Below are 22,162 nucleotides of genomic sequence, written 5' to 3'. Positions count from 1 at the left end.
CTGAACTGTCAACGGTTAAAGATGGTGCGCTGCTTTTGTAAACCCGGTCAACTTTCAGTGTTCGGCGGGTGTCGGATCTGTCCCCTTTTTACCCGGTAACCGATTCATTACAGAAGAAATTTCACTAAACCTGCCCTATGGCAGGACTTTCAGCTCAATATCGCTAGAATAGCGCCGGCTTATTTACGAAGAAGTGAACACCTTGCAGCGTCTGGAACTCCCCTACACAGCGACCGCCCGCCCTTACTTTGCGACCCTGGCAAATGAAACCGGGGCCATCTGGTTTCACTCCGGCAATCCCGTGCGGGAAGGCCACCGCTGGGAGTGGTGTTCGGCCTGGCCGGAAACCCGATACCGGATGCTCGATAATCAGCAGGTTGAGTGTGAGCAACAGGGTCAGACAACACTGATTAACACCCCTGATTTTTTGAGCTGGCTGGCCGCACGCCAGCCCAACCCAGGCACCGGCTATGACCTGCCCTTTTCGTCTGGCCTGGCCGGACATCTCAACTACGAGGCCGGATATGGGCTGCACGGCCTGACCAGCCGCCACCCTAGCCCTACCTGTTTGGCCAGTATCGACCGCTATGAGTGGAGCCTGGTGTTAGATCATCAGCAACGGCGAGCGTTTTTGTGCGTATCAGAGCACTTGCCCGATTCGCTGAGACAGCGGGTTTTGGGATGGTATGAGACCGTTCGAAGACGCCCTCCAACCCCTGAGGCCCCGCCCCCTATTGAATCCCTCGCCTGGCGCTCGGGCATGAGCCGAGAAACCTATCAGCAGCACTTCGACGCACTGAAGGAATACATTCTCGCGGGCGACATTTACCAGGCCAATCTAACCCGCCCCTGGTACGCAGACATAGCGCCCGGGGTTTCCGACTGGTCGGTTTACAGCCACCTGATCGACCGGATTCAGGCCCCTTACGCCGTTTACCATCGCGCCGCTGATCACACCCTGATGAGTGTGTCACCCGAGCGTTTTATCACCATCGACCAGGGTCACATTACAACGCAACCGATCAAAGGCACACGCCCCAGAGGGGCATCGCCGGACGAAGACCAGCGCTTGTCGCAGGCGCTGGCAAACAGCGAAAAAGACCGGGCTGAAAACCTGATGATTGTCGACTTGCTGCGCAACGACATTTCCCGCAATGCCCGGGTAGGCAGTGTGAAAGTACCGGAGCTGTGCAAGCCGGTCGCATTCAGCAACGTGCATCATCTGGTCAGCACCATCACCGCAGACCTGGCAACGGGCTCAACGGCACTGGACGTGTTGCGCGACGCCTTTCCAGGCGGTTCCATTACCGGCGCGCCAAAGCGCCGGGCAATGGAGATCATCGATGAACTGGAAGTGTGCGCACGCGGCCCCTATTGCGGCACCGCATTCTGGCTCAGTGACAGCGGGGCCTTTGACAGCAACATCCTGATTCGATCGCTCCTGAGAACACCTGGCCAATTGATGTGCTCAGGTGGCGGTGGCATCGTTGCCGACAGTAACGCCGACGCTGAATACGAGGAAAGCGCCACCAAGGTGGCGCACATTCTTAATGCGCTGGGGACGGTTTCAGGCAGGTAAAACCCGATTGCTCGCCTGCAAAAAGGCCGCTTTCAGGTTGTCGTAGCCGGTCACAGCCGGAAACTGCGGGAACTCGGCAATCACATTAGCGGGTGCATTAAACAGAATGCCCGCATCGGCCTCGCCCAGCATGGTGGTGTCGTTGTAGGAGTCGCCCGCGGCGATGCACCGGAAATTCAGCCCATGAAACGCCTTGATCGAGGCTCGTTTCGGATCGGGCTGACGTAAGACGTAATCCAGTACCTTGCCCTGGCCGTCGACTTCAAGCCGATGACAGAACAACGTCGGGTAGCCCAGCTGGCGCATCAGCGGGGCCGCGAATTCGTAAAAGGTGTCCGACAGAATAACGACCTGAAACCGCTCACGCAGCCAATCAACAAACTCCCTGGCTCCGGGCAGCGGTTCAAGCTCTGCGATCACCGCCTGAATCTCGTTCAGACCCAGATTATGATCGTCCAGTATCTGCAAGCGTTGCTTCATCAGTACATCGTAATCCGGAATATCCCGGGTGGTGGCTTTAAGGACATCTATACCGGTTTTTTCCGCAAAGGCAATCCAGATTTCAGGGATCAAAACCCCTTCCAGGTCAAGGCAGGCTAATTCCACGGTTGGCTCATCCTAATGGTGGTATACATTGCAGCGGTTAACGGTACTGGGCTGGCCAAAAGAAGGCAACGCCATTAAGTGAATCGCAGTATTGCCAGATAAGCCACAGCAACCGGCATTCCTGTCTATTGATCAAAAAATGTTCCACAGCTAACGCTCCACGTGGAACCGTTCCACGGAAGCTCACACGACTGCCAACGCTTTGTCCCGGCGCATAGATCCATCTACATAACCTTATGAGATGCGGTTATTTAACGAAACCCTCGCAAGCTGGTAGAGTCGCCGCTTCACCGTGACTGCCGTGCCTTATCATGAATCTGACCGAACTGAATCTGGAACTTTCCGGGTTGTCGCCCCGCGACATCCTCAAACGTGCGCTCGACACACACGAACACATCGCCTTGTCGTTCAGCGGCGCGGAAGACGTTGTGCTGGTTCACATGCTAAGCAAGCTGACCCAATCACCCCGGGTATTTACCCTGGATACCGGCCGCCTGCATCCGGAGACTTATCGGTTTATCGATCAGGTCCGCAATCACTACGATCTGCCAATTGAGCTCTACTCACCGCAAGCAGAACCGCTGCAAACCCTGGTGCGTGAAAAGGGCCTATTCAGTTTTTATCAGGATGGGCACCAGGAGTGCTGCGGCATTCGGAAAATCGAGCCGCTGGAGCGCGCACTCAGTGGTCTGGATGCCTGGATCACCGGACAACGAAAAGACCAAAGCCCCAGCACCCGGGCTGAAGTCCCCAATGTACAGCGCGACGACCGCTTCACCGGCCGCGCCGAGCATCTGTACAAATACAATCCACTGGCAAACTGGACATCGGCGGAAGTCTGGAACTACATCAGAATGATGGAGATTCCCTTCAACAGCCTGCATGAACGCGGTTTCATCAGCATTGGATGTGAGCCCTGTACACGTCCGGTACTGCCAGGGCAGCACGAACGCGAAGGTCGCTGGTGGTGGGAAGAAGCCACTCAGAAAGAATGCGGTTTACACGCCGGCGGAAAACCCGGCGCACTGCCTTTTACCAGCTGATTGACAGCGGCCGGTCGCTGAGCCAGCTAGTAGGTTGGCAACTGGGTGTGTTGAAACAACTCATCCAGTTCATGTCGGCTTGTTGTCGCCATCGCCTCGTCAACAACCGACTTGTTCAGGTGGGGCGCAAAGCGCTCGATGAACCGGTACATAAAGCCGCGAATAAAAGTGCCCTTGCGGATGCCTATTTTGGTGACGCTGGCTTCAAACAAGTGGCTGGCGTCCAAACTGACCAGGTCGCGGTCCTGCTCGGGATCGATGGCCATATGCGCCAGAATACCGACCCCCAGCCCCAATCTGACGTAGGTTTTGATCACATCGGCATCGGCGGCGGTAAAGACGACTTTGGGCGTCAGGCCACGTTCCAGGAAGGCTTCATCCAGTTTCGACCGGCCGGTAAAGCCAAAAACGTAAGTAACAATCGGAAAGGCCGCCACGTCTTCAAGCGTGATTTGCGAGCGCTTTGCCAGCGGGTGTTCCCTTGGGACAACGATGGAGCGATTCCAGCGGTAGCATGGCATCATCACCAGGTCCGAGAAGTGCTCCATTCCCTCGGTCGCAATGGCCAGATCAACGGTTCCGTCAGCCGCCATCTCGGCAATCTGCACGGGCGTTCCCTGATGCATGTGTAACGATACGTCGGGAAAGTCGCGAATAAAGCTATCAATAACCTGCGGCAAGGCGTACCGCGCCTGAGTGTGGGTCGTAGCCAGGCTCAGACTGCCTTGGCGATCGTCGCTGTGCTCCTGCGCGATCTGCTTGATCGAGTCGACCTTGCGCAAAATCTCACCGGCGACCTTCAACACAGCCTCTCCGGCTGGCGTAATGCGGGTCAGATGCTTGCCGGAGCGGGCAAAAATTTCAATGCCGAGTTCATCTTCAAGAAGCCTGATCTGCTTGCTGATACCTGGCTGTGAGGTATAGAGTACCTGTGCCGTTGCCGATACGTTTAAATCGTGATGAGCTACTTCCCAGATGTATCTCAATTGCTGCAACTTCATAGTGCTCCCCTTTGCCAGTTCGGTGCCGTTCCAGAACGATCGCCCGGCACTTTTTTTGTTGTCGGTCTGTACTCGACAGCGACCGCTACCCAGGTCGCTGCATGTCACTACGCACACGGCACAATTTCTATCAGGTTATATAAAGATGATCAATTATTCATTTTTAGCATAATCTTTTTATCGGCCCTTGATCAGGCCATTACTCCCACCTTCGCCTAATTCTCAACCCCAAAACATATTCCCGTAGTTCTGCAACCGATACTCCAGTATTAGGCGGTTAACCGCTGACACATCACACCGGGCATAGATGTCATCGCGTTCCCGACCATCCAGGGTCAAATCCAGAAACACGGTGTGGACCTGCAATTCGGTGTTGTACCGCGAAGAACGCTGGTCAAAGTTCGCCTGCAGCAACTCGCGGCCAAGTTGCCCCACTACTCGTTGCCGGCAGATCTCCACGGCCAGCTGCACACTGACTTGCGCCCGTCCGACAGGTACAGCTGGCTTACCCGTCATACGATCCCAGACAGTTCGCCGATACTCACCTTCGCCCGCTGCCATCTCCTCCAGTGCGATTCCCATTGCAGCAACAAACGCAATGATCACGACGAAACCACCGAGCAATCCGGAGAATGGCTTTTGGTTTTTCTTACTCTTTGAACGAGAGACCACCAAACTGTATCCTTTTCTTTACGGGTTGTATTTTATTCTTTACTTACTTATCATTCCTGAAGGTTCAGGCCAACCCCGACGGGGCTTACAAGCGTTAGCGGCCTGGCGACACCCAATATGAATTGAGCCATTAACGAGAGCCCTAGCGTTATCATGCAAGCATTAGCGAACTTAAACGTAGAAAGCCAGGAAATTCTGCTCACACCAGATGCCCTGAAAGCCGACATTCCGGTCACAGAACAAGCCGCTGCCGTTATCAATGCCGGTCGCGATGCCGTACGCGCCATACTGGATAGAACCGATCCGCGCATCATCGTGGTCATCGGTCCCTGCTCAATACACGATCCGGTGCTGGCCATTGACTACGCCAAGCGCCTCAAGGCATTGAGCGATGAAGTCAGCGAATCCATGCTGATTGTGATGCGGGTTTACTTCGAAAAACCCCGCACAACCACTGGCTGGAAAGGTCTGATCAATGACCCGTACCTGAACGACTCCTTTAAAATTGAAGACGGTCTTCACATTGGTCGCAAGTTGCTGATGGACATCGCCCACCTCGGTCTGCCGACAGCCACAGAAGCACTCGACCCGATTTCACCGCAGTACCTGCAAGACCTGATCAGTTGGTCTGCTGTGGGCGCTCGAACGACAGAAAGCCAGACACACCGAGAAATGGCCAGTGGCCTGTCTTCCGCCGTTGGTTTCAAGAACGGCACCGACGGCAGCCTTGATGTCGCCATCAATGCGCTCAAGTCCGTGTCGTCACCACACCGGTTCCTGGGTATCAATCAGGAAGGCCAGGTCGCCATCATCCACACCAAGGGCAACGCTTACGGGCATGTTGTATTACGCGGCGGTAACGGCAAGCCAAATTACGACTCGGTCAGCGTTGCCCAGTGTGAAGCCACGCTGCGCAAGGCGGGTGTACCGACGAACATCATGGTCGACTGCTCGCACGCAAACTCCAATAAAGACCATGCGCTGCAGCCCCTGGTTGCCGACAACGTTGCCAACCAGATTCTTGAGGGCAATCAGTCGATCATTGGCTTAATGATTGAAAGCAACCTGGAAGAGGGAAACCAGAGCATTCCGGACGACCTGTCACAGCTCAAGCCGGGTGTCTCCGTAACCGATGCCTGCATTGGCTGGTCTGCTACCGAGCATTTACTGCGATCCATGCATGCCAAGCTTAAGGATGTACTGCCGGGTCGAACAGGCGCCTGACGGAACCCATCACCGGTGTCTGGATTCGATCAATCCGGACACCGGTTAGCATCATGACTCATGGTGTCCTTCCTGCACAACCGGCTTATGGGTCGGACTGATCGAGGCTATTAACGCCAGCCAATCCCGTGCACCCGCACCCGTAATAGCTCGTTTCGGATCTAACCCAAAGCGCCCTAGACCAGAATCAGCCTGATGTGATGAAAGAACCCAGTAAAGACGGGATTCCACGGCTTTTAAACGGGGCTTCATCAGCTCCCGATCATAGCCACGCCAACGTCCAAACCAACCCTGGCGGCGCAGCAGCTGGCGGAATAGCGTCGCGGGCTCCGACTCTTCCCGCCCTTCTTTTCGATGCCAGCGCCGTAAACCAAGCCTGACTCTGTGCCAGGCTTTGACGCCCGGAATCCAGAACACCCGGCGCGGCCAAACCGGCGATGCGTTCAACAAGACAACATTGGCCTGGTACTGCTTTACAGCTGCATGCTGCAACACCATCTCACAGCCGAAACCCTGACTAACCAGCGTCGGTAGCTGTGATGTTTTCTCCTCAATAAATCGGATAACAGGCGGCAGATCAAATTCAGCCATCGCATCGAGTGTATTGAGGGAGGGGCGCTGATTGCGGGAAGACAAACCATGGCCGCGCCAGTCCATAAGCCAGACATCATACCCCGCCCTTACCAGCGCACCGGCCACACCACCCACTCCATAGTCGAGCCATTGCCAGTGGTTGGAGAAGGCATCATGCACCAGCAAGACCGGGTGACCCCGCGACACCTGTTCTGAATGCAGCCGAACCAGCGCAATCTCCACCGTATTGTCGGTACTGGTATTGGGTTTCAGCGAATAGACATCTTCATAAATGCCTTCTTTGTACTCCGCGCTCAGCAGAGCAACCGGGAAGTATTGACTGCTACTTTTCAAACCAGAGAATCCTTTACAGCGACCACAGGCTGTATATAATCACAGCTACTGTATATAAAAACAGGGCGACATTATGTTTAAACTGACGGCTCGTCAACAACAAGTTCTCGACCTCGTAAAAGACCACATGCTGGAAACGGGCTACCCCCCTACCCGTGCGGAAATCGCCAGCCAACTGGGCTTCCGCTCTCCCAACGCCGCCGAAGAACACCTCAAGGCGCTGGCCCGCAAAGGCGCCATCGAGATCATCCCTGGCGCATCGCGCGGCATTCGCCTTCCCGAGGAACCCGAGTCCGGCTTGCCGGTAGTCGGGCGGGTTGCTGCAGGTGAACCCATACTGGCACAGGAACAGATAGAAGAATTCCTGAGCCTTCCCTCTACCCTATTCAGCCCCAAGGCAGATTTTTTATTGCAGGTTCAGGGCTTGAGCATGAAAAACATGGGCATTCTCGAAGACGATCTCATCGCGGTTCACAAAACCGACCAGGTCCGCAATGGCGATGTTGTTGTGGCCCGAGTAGGCGATGAAGTCACCGTCAAACGCTATGAACGTGATGGACAGACTGTCACGCTCTACCCGGAAAATGAAGACTTCGAGCCCATCCGGGTTGATCTAACCCAGCAGGATTTCGCCATTGAAGGCCTCTACGTAGGCGTGATCCGGCGTTCTCTGCACTGAGCAAGCCCGGCGGTAAAGAACTGGTTAACCCCTAGTCACAAGGGGTTGCCAGTTCAAGCCATAACGGAGTCTTACCCGCAGCTTTCTCTATAATAGCCATCATGTCGCGATGCGCATCCTGCTCTTCAGGTGTTGGTTGAACGCGCTTGAGAGGCTGGTTGGAGGCAATGACCGCACTGGCGTCAAAACTGACCTGCTCCGAACTCTTTTCTTCTTCATCGTCCAGAATCAACGCAGTCTGACCACCCGTCATCAACAAATAGACGTCAGCCAGAATTTCCGAATCGAGCAAGGCGCCGTGCAAGGTACGGTGTGAATTGTCGATGCCATAGCGTTTGCACAAGGCATCCAGTGACGCCTTGGCACCCGGGTGTTTTTCGCGTGCCAGCTTCAGCGTATCGAGTACGCCACAGACAGCATTAAGTTGCCCAAACTGAGAGAAGCCCTCATCAGCAAGCCGGTTGAACTCCATCTGCAGAAAGCCCATGTCGAAGGCTGAATTGTGAATGACCAGTTCGGCTCCATGAACGTAGTCCCAAAACTCCTGGGCAATGTCACGAAATTTGGGGGCATCCTTTACTTTGTCGTTATCAATACCATGGACCGCAACCACCTCGTCGGGAATGTCGCGCTCGGGGTTTATATAGTAATGAAAGTGACGACCGGTTAGCTTGCGATCCACCAGTTCGACACACCCGACTTCCACGATGCGATCGCCTTTATTGGGGCTTAAACCCGTGGTTTCCGTATCCAGAACAATCTGTCTCATGCTGTCAATATTCTCATCGTGAAATAGGTTGAAACACACCACCCACCGCGGCGCAGCCTCACTCAGGCACGCACACTGCGATCGTCAATCCCCAGATTGGCCAGTGCGTCGGCCCGCTCGTTCCCCGGATGGCCCGCATGACCCTTTACCCAGTGCCAGCTCACCCGGTGGCGAGCGATGCTGTCGTCTAGCCGCTGCCATAAATCCCGGTTCTTGACGTCTTTTTTGGCCGATGTCTTCCAGCCATTCTTCTTCCAGCCATGTATCCATTCGGTAATGCCTTTGCGCACGTACTGCGAGTCGGTGTAAATGTCGACCTGGCATGTGCGTTTCAGGGCTTCCAGGCCAGCAATGGCGGCCATCAGTTCCATTCGGTTATTGGTTGTCTGGTCTTCACCGCCATAGAGTTCCTTGTGTTTCTGTCCGTATTGCATCAATACACCCCAGCCACCCGGGCCAGGGTTACCCCGGCAAGCACCGTCGGTGTAAAGCACCACAGCCTGGCCAGATTGTTCACTATTGCTCATGTTGTTTCCTGATGGTTCGACCGGCCAACCCGGATTCGAGTATGGGCTTGGCGCGCCAGCGGGCACGGCCATTGATTCGTCCCGGTACCTGTTTGCACCCGACCAATAGATAGACCGAGCCAGTGACGGGCAACAACGATTTTTGCAGCCGGCCAAAGAACCTCAACTTTGAGAGCCAGGCTGGCCGGGAGAAGGGTGACATAAACCCGTGTTTTTCGGAGCGCTCCAGTTCAAAATTCAGCAACTGCATCCAGTCCGAAACCCGATTGCTGCTGATGAACCGACTGCGCCAGAGACCGGAACGAGCCCGGCTGAACAAGGCACGAAGACCCCAGGTGGAATAAGGGTTAAAGCCAACGATCACCAGTATGCCACCCGGTCTTAGGGTCTGAGCCGCTTCACGTACTGCCTGGTATGGGTTATCGCACTGATCCAGAGTGTGATGCATGATCAGTGCATCGAGACTCTCCGGTTCAAACGGCAAGGCTTCGGCATCGCCCCGAACACTCGGACAAGGCGCCCGATTATCGAGCTGCGTCATTAACACACCACAACCATACAGACGGGGCTCAAACAGCGGCCTGTGATAGCCGGAATCCAGCTGAACCAGGTGCGTGCCAAAGCGGCCAGCCAGAGCCCGGGCGACCAATTGTCGTTCGACTTCGATCAAACGACTGCCCATAGGCGTGTTGTACCAGTCATGCAGGGCTGATTCCTGGACGGCTACGGACGGAGGCCCCGCTCGAAGCCACTGTTTGAATCTGAAACCTATCCGTTTAGCCAAAATGCCCTCATTAACGTCAGCGCACGTCAGAATATGTCATAAAGCGCCGAAATAGGATCCCCTGACCAATGCTCAGTGTCACAAAGCGGCTTGATCACTTCACCCTTACTATGCCTTAACTTGCCCCTGCACCCCATAGCAACATAGAATTATCGCCCAACTGGAATCCAGCATCAAAAAAGAAACGACTCATACATGGCATCCAAACGACTATTGATACCGCTGGCCGTCGCAGGCTTTGTCACCAGCGGATGCAGTACCTTGCCTGCACTCTCGTCTTTTTCCCAGACCACCGCAGAGCCGAATCCGGAGGCCAGCGCTGACGTCAGCGAGCAGGTTCTGGTTGAAAGCGAATTGGATACCGCCCTGGATGAAGCCGCTCAACCCGAACCCGAGGCAATCTTTGATCCACTGCTCGCTGACCTGACGGCAACCGAGTATCTGTTTGATACTGAGCCGGACCTGAGCGCTGAAACCCTGCGCGCGCGCGCGGTTTACGACCCTTATGCCCAATACCCGGAAGATCTGTATCAAACCTTGCGTCGTGGCTTTGAATTTGATCTGGCACTGGAAGACCCCCGCATCACCTCGCAATTACGCTGGTATGCCAGCCACCAGAGCTATTTCAACCGCGTCAGCGAACGCGCAGGTCGCTATATGTTCCACATTGTCGCGGAACTGCAGGCTCGGGACATGCCGCTCGACCTGGCTTTGCTGCCCATTGTTGAAAGTGCGTTCGATCCGTTCGCTTATTCTCACGGCAGCGCCGCTGGCATGTGGCAGTTCATACCTTCGACCGGGCGCATGTTCGGGCTCAAGCAGGACTGGTGGTACGACGGTCGCCGAGATGTGGTCGAGTCGACCCGGGCTGCCATGGAATACCTCGATCAACTCAACGACATGTTTGATGGTGATTGGCTGCTGGCCCTGGCCGCCTACAACTCAGGCCCTGGCACCGTTATGCGCGCCATGCGTCGCAACCGGGCCGAAGGCAAACCAACGGACTTCTGGAACCTGGATTTACCCCGGGAAACCGAGGCCTATGTCCCCAAGATGTTCGCACTGGCAAAACTGATTCACTCGCCGGAAACCTATGGTATTGAACTGCCATTGCTCGATACAGAGCCGTTCTTTGAGATCGTTGATGTCGGCAGCCAGATTGACCTTGCACAAGCCGCAACGATGGCCGATATGGACCTGAGCGATTTGTACTTGCTGAATCCGGGCTTCAACCAGTGGGCAACCAACCCTGAAGGACCGCACCGGTTGCTGGTACATGCGGATAAAGCCGCCGGTTTCCGGGAGCGCCTTGCCGACCTGCCGCTCGACTCACGCATGGCCTGGCAACGCTACACCATCGAACCCGGTGATTCATTGCTGACCATTGCCCGTGACTTCGGGGTGACTGTCGCCATCATCCAGGAAGCGAATGATTTAAATGGCAGTATGATTCGTGCGGGCGACGCCCTGATGATCCCCACCGCTTCGGCCAGCAGCACTGCTTATTCGATGAGTGCAGAACAGCGACTCGAGCGGCGACAAAATGCGTCAGGCAGCTCAGACACCCGACGCGTCGATTATGTGGTTCAGCCAGGGGACAGTTTCTGGGATATTTCCAGAGAGTTTGACGTCACGGTTCAAAGCCTCGCCCGGTGGAACAACATGGCCCCACGCGACGTTATTCGCCCCGGACAAACACTGGCCGTGTGGGTCAGTAACGATGCCGTGGCATCAACCAGTGCCTCAGTCAGCTCATCGGTTAGGAACGGACGTGAAGTCGTACGTAAAGTCGGTTATGTCGTGCGGGCGGGCGACTCGCTGTACCGCATCGCCAATCGCTTTAACGTGCGTATTGCCGATATTCAGAACTGGAACACCATCGGTCAGGAATACTTGCAGCCCGGACAGCGCCTGACGCTCTATGTCGACGTCACCCGGCTTCAATAATCGATAACGCTGGTGTTTCCAGCCACCGGGGCAGAGCCAACCGACTCTGCCCCGCCGCGTCACCGCCCACGATTACCATCTGCCATTACTGGCTCAGGGAATATAGCGCTGAGATAATGACTCAACAGCCCCCTGAAGAGACGAGGAAAACGCCTTTTTCAGACGCTGATCCACCCCCACCTGAGGCACCCAGGTAACCGAAACCACATCAGCGCTGCGCGCTTTGGCCAGCAGGTAGGCGTCGCTGGTTTCCAGCTGATCGACCAACCCCAGTTCGCGAGCATCCTCCGCCAACCAGAAATCGCCTTCAGTGACCGCCGCCAGATCGAGCTGCGGGCGGTAGCGCCCTACCAACTCTTTAAAACGTTCATGTATGGCCTTGAGATCGTCCAGCAGCTTCTGACGGCCCTCCTCCGTTTTCTCACCCATCAGTGTCATCGGCGCTTTGTGCTTACCCGCCGTCAACACCTCCACATCAACCTGATGCCGTTGCAGCAGCTTATGAATGTTGGGCACCTGTGCCAGCACACCTATGGAGCCGACTACTGCAAAGGGAGCCGCTATGATTCGGTCCGCAATGCACGCCATCATGTAACCGCCACTGGCAGCCACTTTGTCGACACATACCGTCAGTGACAAACCAGCGTCTTTCAGGCGCACCAACTGCGATGCCGCCAGGCCGTAGCCAGACACAGCCCCTCCGGGGCTTTCGAGCACCACCACGACCTCATCACTGGCACTGGCTACCTGAATTATCGCTGTGACCTCGCGGCGTAAACTGTCTACCTGAGACGCCTGCATATCGCCTTTAAAACGCAGCACCCAGACCTGATCTGCCGTTTTCCCGGCAGTGGCCTTCTGGTCGGCCTTTTGAGCTTTCTGGTGTGCCTTGTAGGTTTTCTTCGACATGACAACCTGTCGAACCCGATCGGCACCTGTAGCCAGGCGGTCGTTCAGTTTTTCGACCTGCAACCGACCCCCGGATTTTTTGGATCCACCGCTGTTTCCCTGCGATGCGCGAGCTACCGCGATCAGCCCGATCACCAGAATAACGACCAGGGTGATGGTTTTTAATACAAATGCACCGTATTCAGCCCACACAATTCTCTCCTTTTCATCAGTTAAACTTACGTTTCAAACAATCGTTTGATTTTGAACCATCAGCTCTCTACAATCCAGGCATTGACAATTCAGCCACCCCTTAACGGAGAGCAGACCATGGCTTCGACCGCAGACATGTTCAACAACATCGAGTCCCAATTCAACGCTGACGCCGCCTCGGGCCTGGATGTTGTGTTTCAATTCAACATCGACGACAGCGAGACCTACCACCTGATCGTAAAAGACAGCCAGTGCCAGCTGGTATCCGGAGAGCATCAGGACCCTTCCGTCACCCTGATCATGGATGAAGAGACGTTGAAAGAAATCGTTTCAGGCGATTTGAATGGCATGCAGGCATTTATGGCAGGTCGGTTGCGTACCGAAGGCGACATGATGCTGGCAACCCGCCTGTCGGACCTGTTTTCTCTGTAATTTAGCGCAAACCAGTGGTGCTCAGTCAGAAAACCACTGACCCAGCGCGTCGCGAGCCGGTTCATTGACCGGTCTCGCGACCAGTCCCTGAGCACCCAGCACCACTTCAAACAAGCCGTTATCAACCATGGGCAGATACACACTGCTTCCAAACCGTGCGTTGATCCAGGGCAACCAATCGCTCACCTCACTCGCCGACCAGAGCGCATCCGCACGCAAATCGATAACGCTTCTTGGCGCGTTCAGTTCCCGTTCAACGGACTGATAACGCCCACTGATCCGATCCAGCCGATACACCGGCTCCATACCGAACACCACCAGCGGCCCTGACCAGGTAAGCACTCTGGCATCCAACTGCCATTCATCGCCATTCAACACCAGGGTGCGTTGTTGTTGGTCCTGATTGGTCTCCAGACTGACCTCATAGATCTGCTCGCCCTGCTGACTGAACGACAGGGTTGCGATGGCCATTTCCCGGGTAAAGGCGCGATAAGCCGCCAGATCAACAACAAAGAGGCCGATGATGATCAGGCCGGCCAGGCAAGCGAGGCCCAGGGAGCCTCGAACGAAGCCACGTACCCAGCCACGCCGCACCAGGAGACGCAAGGCAATGTAAGCCAGTACCAGGCCGGGCAGCACCAGCACAGCAAACAGTGGCCATTGCGTCATCAGTGTCATGGTATTGGACTACACCGACAGCGCAGCCAGGCTGTGTTTGGCGAGTTTGAGGATATCTTCATTGGCTGAATCGCTGAGCAAGCCTTCAAGGAAGAACTCCAGACTCGACAAGGCATCGGCCAGCGACTCCAACTGCCCCGGATCGACCATGGTGCCGGATTCTTCAAGATCCCGGCTGATGTAGTTAATGGCACGCTGAATCAGGTTGGCAGCGGTAGTGCTGTTCAGGAAAACAAAGGCCCCTTTTACGCCATGGAGCGTAGGCACGACATTCGACAAATGCAGTCGGTCACCCTGGGAGTCCATGTACGCAGTAATGGCTCTTTTGGCCAGTGCCAGGCCAGCCTCTGCTTCATCGATCAGGACAACCCGGGCATCGTGCAACTGCGCCAAGGCGGCCTTGTTGTCGCCACTGCCCTCCAACTGGCGCTGACCCTGCAAAATGCGGGACAAGGCGCTTTCCGCGTATAAGACCGCATCGGCAATGGTCAGCAGCTGCTCGTTGGAGGGGGCTGCGTTGTCAGCCCAGCCTGCAATCACTTTCGCTTGCTGTTTCAACACGTTCGCCGGACTTTGCAGACCCAGCATGACGTACACATCGGCCACCTTGGTCATGCGCTCTTGCAAGGTACGCGCTGAAAAGCCGCTGTCACCGCGCGCCGCCTGATCAACCGTATCCTTAATGACCGAAATGTCCTCTTTCAGGGCGTCGGATACACTCGACAGGACACTGCGGCCGGGACTGAACAGGATTTGTCGCTGCTCTTCGAGCATGTCATCGCTCTGCCCCAGGGTGGGCAGGTTGTAAAACTTGGCGACCTGACGCGCCCTGAGGCTTTCGGCCGGATTCATGGCAAGCAGAAACAAGAATTCTTTCATCAGCGCGAGCGAAGGTTGCTTGCTCAGCGATTTGGGGGCGTGGCTGATCAGGTCTTTCAGATGGCGATCGAGCTGCGCAAACAGCATCTTGCGAGGCCCGGTCATCAGTGCACTGCGGTTGGCCATGGATTCCAGAGCGCCCGAAGCGACCCACCACAGCGGCGCGCAAGGAGCGTTAGCCAGCAGCTGATCAATCCGGTTTAACGCCAGACCCATGTATTTGAAGGCACCGACGGTGCGCTCGCCCCGCAACAGGTGCAACAAACCGGCCTGGTACATATGGCGAAATTTCTTGAGCTGACGAACTTTCTGAGGTGAAAACTCGAAGACTTTGTTATCTGCCGGTTTGCCGGGTTTGAACGAGAACTGAAAGAAGTGCCCCTCTCCCAGCAAAGTCACGCCCCGAGCCCGCCGAAGCTGATTGATGGTGGGCAACAGGACCGCAGGTATGGCTTTTTGACCGAGGCTCAAAAACTCCAGATAACGGCTCAGCACTACCAGGCCGCCGCTCATGGCGTCCAGTTTGACGCGCACATCGTCGCTATCGACTGAATCGCCGGTGGGAATAGCGTTTATCAGCGCATTAAACTCGTCGCACAGGGCGATGGCGCCCTCCTCCTCCAGAACCTGGAAGATGCCCCGCATTTGTCCAATCAGATCCTGTGATTGTTGTAATTGCACCAGATCGCTCGTGTCCGAGCTAAAACTCTCAAGTGCAGACTGCGCTTGCTGCAGCGTGGCTTCAAGCTCGGTCTTGATCGCTTCCTTAGATGTGGCTGTACTCATCGTTCACTAACCTTGTTGCGGGACTCACGTACGGGACGTGATCAACAACCGCCTGCTGCCTTGGCGGCGACTCCGATGGGTGGCGTTACTGTCCGCCGGCCCTGGCCAATCATCATACCGTTGATCAGCCCGATTGCGCAGTGAACCAGCGAATAACGCATCCTTGCTGCCAGTATACCCAGCAACCACCCATTGCATCAGTGTTCCACACTCAATTTGTTAATAAAAGCACATATTTAGCGTCGATTTCTTAGGTTTTGTCTTAACGGGCAAGGGTTTCATGGCAACAAGCGGAGGAATCGGCTTCCCGATTGGCGACCTGTTATTGTTGTTTTCCTACAATCGGCTTGAATTTCCTGCAGAAACGGGTACTTTGGGCGCGCTTTGCGCGACCCGTACAGGCCACAACAGGGTTGTTGCGATACCGCTTTCACATTACCCGAAGAGCCTCTGATGAACACCTCGCTTAGTCAGTCCTTTGTTAAGAACTTCCTGGGGCACAGCCCCAACTGGTATAAAAAGACCATTGTCGCCTTCCTGGTCATCAACCCCATTCTTTTTTTCAGTCTGGGAGACAGCGGGCCCCTAATCGTTGGCTGGATGCTGATTGGTCAGTTCATTTTCACCCTGGCCATGGCATTAAAGTGCTATCCGCTGCAACCTGGCGGCTTGCTGGCCATTGAAGCCGTTGTCATCGGCCTGACCAGCCCGGAAGTCGTTTACCACGAAGCGGTGACCAACTTCCCGGTGATCATGCTGCTGATGTTCATGGTTGCCGGCATCTATTTCATGAAAGACTTGCTGTTGTTTATTTTCACCAAGCTGTTACTGGGCATTCGCTCCAAAACCCTGCTTTCCCTGATGTTTTGCAGCGCAGCGGCCTTCCTGTCAGCCTTTCTGGATGCCCTGACCGTCACTGCCGTACTGATCAGCGTCGCCGTTGGTTTCTATTCGGTCTACCATAAAGTCGCTTCCGGAAAGCACTTCCACCACGACCACGACCATAATATGGACGAAGGGGTCGAAGACCTGCATCGGGAAGATCTCGACTCATTCCGTGGCTTTTTGCGCTCTTTGCTGATGCACGGCGCCGTCGGCACCGCGCTGGGCGGTGTCTGCACCCTGGTGGGCGAACCGCAAAACCTGCTGATTGCTCGCATAGCAGGCTGGGACTTTGCAGAGTTTTTTCTCAGAATGGCTCCGGTAACCATGCCGGTGTTGTTCGCGGGCCTGACTACCTGTGTTCTGCTCGAGAAGCTCAAATGGTTCGGATACGGCTCCAAACTGCCTCAGGTTGTGCGCAGCATTCTGGAGGACTATGAGGAGCACCAGCAAGCCAAACGTACCCGCAAAGACGTCGCCAAGCTGATTGTCCAGGGGGTGGTCGCCATCTGGCTGATACTCGGCCTGGCATTCCATCTGGCTGAAGTGGGCCTGATCGGCCTGAGTGTTATCGTGCTGTTAACAGCGTTCAACGGCATTACCGACGAGCACAATATCGGCAAGGCTTTTGAAGAAGCATTGCCGTTCACCGCCTTGCTGGTCGTCTTCTTTACCATCGTTGGTGTCATTCACAGCCAGCACCTGTTCGCCCCCATCATCGCCTGGGTACTCAGTCTGCCCATGGATATCCAGCCCGGCATGTTCTTTATAGCGAACGGCTTATTGTCCGCAATCAGCGACAATGTATTCGTGGCCACGGTATACATCAACGAAGTGAAACTGGCACTTGAAGCCGGTGACATCAGCCGCGACCAGTTCAACCTACTGACGGTGGCGATCAACACCGGTACTAACCTACCATCGGTTGCCACGCCCAACGGTCAGGCCGCCTTTCTATTTCTGCTGACGTCAGCCATCTCGCCGCTGGTGCGGCTGTCATACGGTCGGATGGTTGTGATGGCCTTCCCTTATGCCGTGGTTATGGCGACTTTTGGTTATATTGGCGTCACATATTGGCTATGATGCGCACCTGAACGTTCTGGCGGGCGCTAACCGGAGTGCCGCCCGCCAGCCTGTCTGACGCCGCCACCGGAGATGAACTTGAGCTATCCACATCGCTTCAGCGTAGCCCCCATGATGGACTGGACGACCAGTGAGTGCCGTCAGTTTCACCGGCTGCTGACGCGCCGCGCCCTGCTTTACACCGAAATGGTTACGACGGGCGCGCTCATACACGGTCAGCGCGACCGTTTTCTGGCCTACACCGAGTCTGAACACCCTCTGGCCCTGCAACTGGGCGGTTCCGATGCACGAGATCTGGCCACCTGCGCCAAAATGGCGGAACAATGGGGCTATGATGAAGTTAACCTGAACGCAGGCTGCCCTTCCGACCGGGTCCAGAATGGCATGATTGGCGCTATACTCATGGCCCATGGCGCTCTGGTCCGAGACGGCCTCAAAGCCATGCGCGACTCGGTATCACTGCCCATCACGCTGAAACATCGCATTGGCATCGACGACTTCGACAGCTACGAATTCCTGCGCGACTTTGTCGGCATCACCGCCGAGTCCGGCTGCGACACCTACATAGTCCATGCACGCAAGGCCATTCTCAGTGGCCTCAGCCCCAAGGAAAACCGGGAGATACCGCCGCTCGACTACGATCGGGTCAAGCAGTTGAAGGCTGATTTCCCTGCCCTGAACATTATTATCAATGGCGGGCTCAAGGATCATGCCGCCTGCCTGTCATTGCTCGATGACGGCCTTGATGGTGTCATGCTCGGACGTGAGGCCTACCAGAACCCATTGATTCTGCAATCGGTGGACCCAACCTACTATGGTCAGGCGACAGCCCTTCAAACCCAGTCAGAGTTGGTCTCTGCGTACGTTCAATGGGTAGACCTTCATCTGCAGCAAGGCAAGCCGTTGAAATACGCACTAAGACACACTCTGGGTCTATTCCAAGGGCAGCCGGGCGCACGACGTTTCCGCCGAGTCTTGAGTGAAGGCATGCACAAACCTGATGCCGGCATGGCGTTACTGGAGCGGGCACTGTCTGAAGTTGAATTGCTTGATGCTGAGCCCCTGGAGCACGCCTGACGGGGACTCCAGCACCTATCCCAGCCACCATCACTGGCCCCCGGGGTCAGCAAAAAGAGAGTCGACATGAGCAAACTTGAACAGCTGAAAGAATACACCGTCATCGTCGCAGATACCGGCGAACTCGAGTCCATCAAGAAGTTCAAACCCCAGGACGCGACCACCAACCCCTCGCTGGTTTTAAAAGCCGTAGAAAGCGGTCTCTACGACGACCTGATCAAGCGCTGCATGGCTAACGCCAGCAATTTTGACGATGGTATCGACCGGCTGATCACCTCGATCGGTCAGGAAATTCTTCAGGAAGTGCCTGGCTACGTATCCACAGAAGTGGATGCGCGCCTGTCGTTCGATACCGAGGCCACTCTCGCCAAAGCCCATCGACTGATTGAACTGTACGAAGAAGCAGGTTGGAGCCGTGACCGCATTCTGATCAAGATCGCCAGCACCTGGGAAGGCATTCAGGCTGCCCGCGTCCTGGAAAAAGAAGGCATTCATTGCAACATGACCCTCTTGTTCAGCATGGAACAGGCCCAGGCGTGCGCCGATGCCGGTGCCACGCTGATTTCTCCTTTTGTCGGTCGCATTATGGACTGGTACAAAAAAGACACGGGCCAGACTTATACCGGTGAAAACGACCCCGGCGTCATCAGTGTTCGCGAGATCTTCAAGCATTATAAAGAACACGGTTACCCAACCATTGTGATGGGTGCCAGCTTCCGCAACACCGGAGAAATTGAAGCTCTGGCCGGTTGCGATCGCCTGACCATCAGCCCCGCCTTGCTGGAAGAGCTGAGTAACGACAGCGGTGAACTGAAACAGGCCCTGGTTGCACCCGCGGCGACGGGCAAGCAGCCGGAAGCGATCGGGGAATCTGATTTCCGCCTGGGCATGAACAACAACCCGATGGCGACCGAGAAGCTCGCGGAAGGCATTCGCAAGTTCATTGAAGACCAAATCAAGATGGAAGGCATCATCAAGGCCCACTCAGCCTGATAACTCCTGCGGGCCCTCCCGGGCCCGTTTTCCTGTCCTATTAAGACCCCCTCCTGCGCACAACCTAATCCCGTCATTCGGCCCTGACATGAATACCTTGGCAACCCTAGCCACATCCATTATGCTGAAGATCAGGCTGTAGATAACGGTATAAATATGAATGAAAAACAACTCTTTGATGAGTTTGAGCGATTGCGACGCTCCATTTCTGCCTTTTCCCGTTCGGTTCATCAGTACGACAGCGCGCACTGGATTGCGCCCTGGAACGGAGCCGTACGCGCGCCCGACCTCGAGGATTTGCTGCTGGACCTCTGGTATCAGGACGATCAGGACGGCCGGGAAACCCGGGTCTACCCGGGGCTGATTGCCCTGAACCGCGAACAGATAACGCTTGCGGCTGAAGTGAATATCGCCAAAGACCGGTTTCGCAATCGGGTACAGGCGATAAAAACAGCCGATTCCGTTCACTGGCGTGAGCTACAAGGTCAACTAGCCCGTCGTTACAAAGGTCTGAACGATGCTCTGGGTCGAGAAGGCCTGACCCGCTTGCACCTGAAGCAGGTTTTTCGGCACATTCCTCTGGTGGTAAAGCGCCCAGATCGAGTTGGCTTTAGTTGGTACACCAGCGGGCGATCCATCCAGAAAATCACCAAAAAAGAGGCCTGGGAGCGGTTGATCAAACTCAATACCGAATCGGCACACATTCGCATCCAGATGGAACGCCTGGCTTCACTGCCGGACGCCGAACCTCTGGCCCGCGTGCAAAAACAGGCACCGGTATTGCGTGCCAATCTGGTCTTTGCCGATGGCCGCCGCAAATCACTCAATGTCTCGCTGCCACTCCTGTTTCCCAGCCAGGGCGTCAATGAGCTGCCCGACTTCTCAATCCCCACGGCCACCCCACCCGGAGAACGCCAGCGCCTGGTTCGCAGCGACAACCGGCTCGAAGACGACGCCTTTCTGCCCTCCATCCGCGTTCATCGCTATGTGCAGCCCAAACGTGGGGTTTACTGAATGCAGCAATAAAAAAAGCAGCCCTGAGGCTGCTTTTTGAAACGGTCACACTCAGTGACACCTTTCAGAAAATACGGTTCAAGCCGTTCAGTGCCGCCACCCGATAGGCTTCGGCCATTGTCGGGTAATTGAACGTATGTTCGATGAAATACTGAATGTTATTGCCACCATTCTTTTGGGCCATTATGGCCTGACCAATGTGCAGAATTTCAGCAGCCTGGTCACCGAAGCAATGGATACCCAGCAGTTCGAGCGTATCCCGGTGGAACAATAACTTCAGCATCCCGACGTCTTCACCGGTGATCTGAGCACGGGCCGTGTCTTTGAAATAGGCTTTGCCCACTTCATAGGGCACCTTTGCCTGCGTCAGTTCGCGCTCGGTTTTGCCCACGGACGAGATTTCCGGAATGGTATAAATACCAGTGGGCACATCGTTTATGTGCCGGTAGGTATTGTTATCAACGATCACACCAGAGGCACTGCGACCCTGATCGTACGCTGCGCTGGCAAGACTCGGCCAGCCAATAACATCACCAACGGCATAAATGTGCGGCACCGACGTCCGGTAAAATTCATCCACCTCCAGCTGCCCCCGCCTGTTGGCAGTAAGGCCTGCCGCTGGCATGTTCAGTTTGTCGGTGTTACCAGAACGTCCGTTGGCCCACATGAAGGCGTCGGCCTTGATCTTCTTGCCAGAAGCCAATGTCAGTACAATATGGTCATCGAAACCATCGACACTGACAAATTCCTCATTGTGCCGAACCAATACACCGTGGCCGCGCAAGTGATAACTCAGGCCATCGGAAATTTCGTCGTCCATAAAGGCCAGCAGGCGATCACCCGGGTTGATCAGATCTACCTTGCAACCCAGACCGTTGAAAATAGAGGCATACTCACTGCCAATAACACCCGCACCATAAATGACCAGATGCCGGGGTGTTTCTGAGGAGTCGAGAATGGTATCGCTGTCGAACAGCCGGGGATGGCTAAAATCGACTTCAGGTGGCCGGTATGGCCGCGAACCGGTGGCTACAATGATTTCGTGGGCTGACAGAATATCGGCCTGATCGTCTGAGCGATCCACCTTGATGGTATGCGGATCGATAAAGCTGGCAACACCGTAATAGAGATCGACGCCGTTGCGGCTGTAGAAACGGGCTCTCATTGACACTTGCTTATCAATGACCCGGTGTGCCGATTCTCTAACCTGACTGTACGACAACCATTTTTGTTCGGATATATGCCGGAACATCGGGCTGCGATTAAATTGCATGACCTGATTAACCGCATGACGCAGTGCCTTGGAAGGTATCGTGCCCTGGTGTGTGCAGTTGCCCCCCACCAGATGGCGCAGGTCGACAACGGCCACCTTCTTACCCGCTTTAGCAGCGTTCATAGCCGCGCTCTCACCGGCAGGTCCACTGCCGATGATCACCAGATCGTATTGTGCTTCCGACATGCTTACTCCTTAGAAACTGT

The 22,162-nt window shown here is 55.4% G+C and carries 21 protein-coding genes; 10 read left to right on the top strand and 11 right to left on the bottom strand.

Annotated elements, in window-relative coordinates; genetic code table 11:
- Nucleotides 1-202 precede the first annotated feature (202 nt).
- Nucleotides 203-1,579 (top strand): aminodeoxychorismate synthase component I, encoded by a 1,377-nt coding sequence (gene pabB, locus EP166_RS02910; protein WP_164743785.1) that lies wholly within the window; start codon nucleotides 203-205, stop codon nucleotides 1,577-1,579.
- On the opposite strand, the gene thrH is transcribed toward pabB, so the two are convergent.
- The gene (gene thrH, locus EP166_RS02905; protein WP_127555302.1) at nucleotides 1,568-2,185 is read right to left on the bottom strand and encodes a bifunctional phosphoserine phosphatase/homoserine phosphotransferase ThrH; all 618 of its coding nucleotides are present in this window, start codon (nucleotides 2,183-2,185) and stop codon (nucleotides 1,568-1,570) included. The genes pabB and thrH overlap by 12 nt on opposite strands.
- Before the next feature lie 311 nt (nucleotides 2,186-2,496).
- Between thrH and EP166_RS02900 the strand changes: the two genes are divergently transcribed.
- On the top strand, nucleotides 2,497-3,228 hold the full coding sequence (locus tag EP166_RS02900; protein WP_127555301.1) for a phosphoadenylyl-sulfate reductase: 732 nt from the start codon (nucleotides 2,497-2,499) through the stop codon (nucleotides 3,226-3,228).
- Between the two features lie 26 nt (nucleotides 3,229-3,254).
- On the opposite strand, the gene cysB is transcribed toward EP166_RS02900, so the two are convergent.
- On the bottom strand, nucleotides 3,255-4,229 hold the full coding sequence (gene cysB / locus EP166_RS02895; RefSeq protein ID WP_127555300.1) for an HTH-type transcriptional regulator CysB: 975 nt from the start codon (nucleotides 4,227-4,229) through the stop codon (nucleotides 3,255-3,257).
- A gap of 222 nt (nucleotides 4,230-4,451) precedes the next feature.
- Nucleotides 4,452-4,901 (bottom strand): hypothetical protein, encoded by a 450-nt coding sequence (locus EP166_RS02890; RefSeq protein ID WP_127555299.1) that lies wholly within the window; start codon nucleotides 4,899-4,901, stop codon nucleotides 4,452-4,454.
- A 153-nt stretch (nucleotides 4,902-5,054) separates the two neighbouring features.
- Here EP166_RS02890 and EP166_RS02885 point away from each other — a divergent pair, with 153 nt between their 5' ends.
- The gene (locus tag EP166_RS02885; protein ID WP_127555298.1) at nucleotides 5,055-6,125 is read left to right on the top strand and encodes a 3-deoxy-7-phosphoheptulonate synthase; all 1,071 of its coding nucleotides are present in this window, start codon (nucleotides 5,055-5,057) and stop codon (nucleotides 6,123-6,125) included.
- A gap of 51 nt (nucleotides 6,126-6,176) precedes the next feature.
- Here the strand turns inward: EP166_RS02885 and EP166_RS02880 are convergent, their stop codons facing one another.
- The gene (locus EP166_RS02880; RefSeq protein WP_127555297.1) at nucleotides 6,177-7,052 is read right to left on the bottom strand and encodes an alpha/beta hydrolase; all 876 of its coding nucleotides are present in this window, start codon (nucleotides 7,050-7,052) and stop codon (nucleotides 6,177-6,179) included.
- Between the two features lie 73 nt (nucleotides 7,053-7,125).
- Between EP166_RS02880 and lexA the strand changes: the two genes are divergently transcribed.
- Nucleotides 7,126-7,731 (top strand): transcriptional repressor LexA, encoded by a 606-nt coding sequence (gene lexA / locus EP166_RS02875; protein WP_127555296.1) that lies wholly within the window; start codon nucleotides 7,126-7,128, stop codon nucleotides 7,729-7,731.
- Nucleotides 7,732-7,762: 31 nt separating this feature from the next.
- On the opposite strand, the gene dnaQ is transcribed toward lexA, so the two are convergent.
- The 3 genes from dnaQ to EP166_RS02860 form a co-directional block, all read right to left on the bottom strand.
- A complete protein-coding gene (dnaQ, locus tag EP166_RS02870; protein WP_127555295.1) occupies nucleotides 7,763-8,500 on the bottom strand; it encodes a DNA polymerase III subunit epsilon in 738 nt (245 codons plus the stop codon).
- A 62-nt stretch (nucleotides 8,501-8,562) separates the two neighbouring features.
- On the bottom strand, nucleotides 8,563-9,027 hold the full coding sequence (gene rnhA, locus EP166_RS02865) for a ribonuclease HI (protein ID WP_127555294.1): 465 nt from the start codon (nucleotides 9,025-9,027) through the stop codon (nucleotides 8,563-8,565).
- Nucleotides 9,017-9,709: a class I SAM-dependent methyltransferase gene (locus tag EP166_RS02860; RefSeq protein ID WP_127555293.1), complete on the bottom strand. Its 693-nt coding sequence runs from the start codon at nucleotides 9,707-9,709 to the stop codon at nucleotides 9,017-9,019. The genes rnhA and EP166_RS02860 overlap by 11 nt, the downstream gene beginning before the upstream one ends.
- Before the next feature lie 297 nt (nucleotides 9,710-10,006).
- Here EP166_RS02860 and EP166_RS02855 point away from each other — a divergent pair, with 297 nt between their 5' ends.
- The gene (locus tag EP166_RS02855) at nucleotides 10,007-11,758 is read left to right on the top strand and encodes a LysM peptidoglycan-binding domain-containing protein (RefSeq protein WP_127555292.1); all 1,752 of its coding nucleotides are present in this window, start codon (nucleotides 10,007-10,009) and stop codon (nucleotides 11,756-11,758) included.
- Between the two features lie 93 nt (nucleotides 11,759-11,851).
- On the opposite strand, the gene sohB is transcribed toward EP166_RS02855, so the two are convergent.
- Nucleotides 11,852-12,859 (bottom strand): protease SohB, encoded by a 1,008-nt coding sequence (gene sohB / locus EP166_RS02850; RefSeq protein WP_127555291.1) that lies wholly within the window; start codon nucleotides 12,857-12,859, stop codon nucleotides 11,852-11,854.
- A gap of 117 nt (nucleotides 12,860-12,976) precedes the next feature.
- Here sohB and EP166_RS02845 point away from each other — a divergent pair, with 117 nt between their 5' ends.
- Nucleotides 12,977-13,291 (top strand): SCP2 sterol-binding domain-containing protein, encoded by a 315-nt coding sequence (locus EP166_RS02845; protein ID WP_127555290.1) that lies wholly within the window; start codon nucleotides 12,977-12,979, stop codon nucleotides 13,289-13,291.
- A gap of 21 nt (nucleotides 13,292-13,312) precedes the next feature.
- Here EP166_RS02845 and EP166_RS02840 read toward each other — a convergent pair whose 3' ends face one another.
- The gene (locus EP166_RS02840) at nucleotides 13,313-13,969 is read right to left on the bottom strand and encodes a cation/multidrug efflux pump (protein WP_127555289.1); all 657 of its coding nucleotides are present in this window, start codon (nucleotides 13,967-13,969) and stop codon (nucleotides 13,313-13,315) included.
- A 9-nt stretch (nucleotides 13,970-13,978) separates the two neighbouring features.
- The gene (locus EP166_RS02835) at nucleotides 13,979-15,634 is read right to left on the bottom strand and encodes a FimL-related protein (protein WP_127555288.1); all 1,656 of its coding nucleotides are present in this window, start codon (nucleotides 15,632-15,634) and stop codon (nucleotides 13,979-13,981) included.
- Between the two features lie 453 nt (nucleotides 15,635-16,087).
- Between EP166_RS02835 and nhaB the strand changes: the two genes are divergently transcribed.
- From nhaB to EP166_RS02815, 4 genes are all read left to right on the top strand, one after another.
- Nucleotides 16,088-17,599 (top strand): sodium/proton antiporter NhaB, encoded by a 1,512-nt coding sequence (nhaB, locus tag EP166_RS02830; RefSeq protein WP_127555287.1) that lies wholly within the window; start codon nucleotides 16,088-16,090, stop codon nucleotides 17,597-17,599.
- A gap of 72 nt (nucleotides 17,600-17,671) precedes the next feature.
- Nucleotides 17,672-18,676, top strand: coding sequence for a tRNA dihydrouridine(20/20a) synthase DusA (dusA, locus tag EP166_RS02825; protein ID WP_127555286.1), 1,005 nt, complete (start codon nucleotides 17,672-17,674; stop codon nucleotides 18,674-18,676).
- Between the two features lie 66 nt (nucleotides 18,677-18,742).
- The gene (gene tal / locus EP166_RS02820; RefSeq protein ID WP_127555285.1) at nucleotides 18,743-19,669 is read left to right on the top strand and encodes a transaldolase; all 927 of its coding nucleotides are present in this window, start codon (nucleotides 18,743-18,745) and stop codon (nucleotides 19,667-19,669) included.
- 156 nt (nucleotides 19,670-19,825) lie between these two features.
- A complete protein-coding gene (locus tag EP166_RS02815; protein WP_127555284.1) occupies nucleotides 19,826-20,683 on the top strand; it encodes a DNA replication terminus site-binding protein in 858 nt (285 codons plus the stop codon).
- Nucleotides 20,684-20,747: 64 nt separating this feature from the next.
- Here the strand turns inward: EP166_RS02815 and sthA are convergent, their stop codons facing one another.
- A complete protein-coding gene (gene sthA, locus EP166_RS02810; protein WP_127555283.1) occupies nucleotides 20,748-22,142 on the bottom strand; it encodes a Si-specific NAD(P)(+) transhydrogenase in 1,395 nt (464 codons plus the stop codon).
- Nucleotides 22,143-22,162: the final 20 nt, after the last annotated feature.

The organism is Saccharospirillum alexandrii (assembly GCF_004000275.1).
Classification (GTDB): Bacteria; Pseudomonadota; Gammaproteobacteria; order Pseudomonadales; family Natronospirillaceae; genus Saccharospirillum; species Saccharospirillum alexandrii.
Note: the sequence above shows the minus strand (reverse complement) of the source record. Positions and strands in the feature narration are given on the sequence as shown.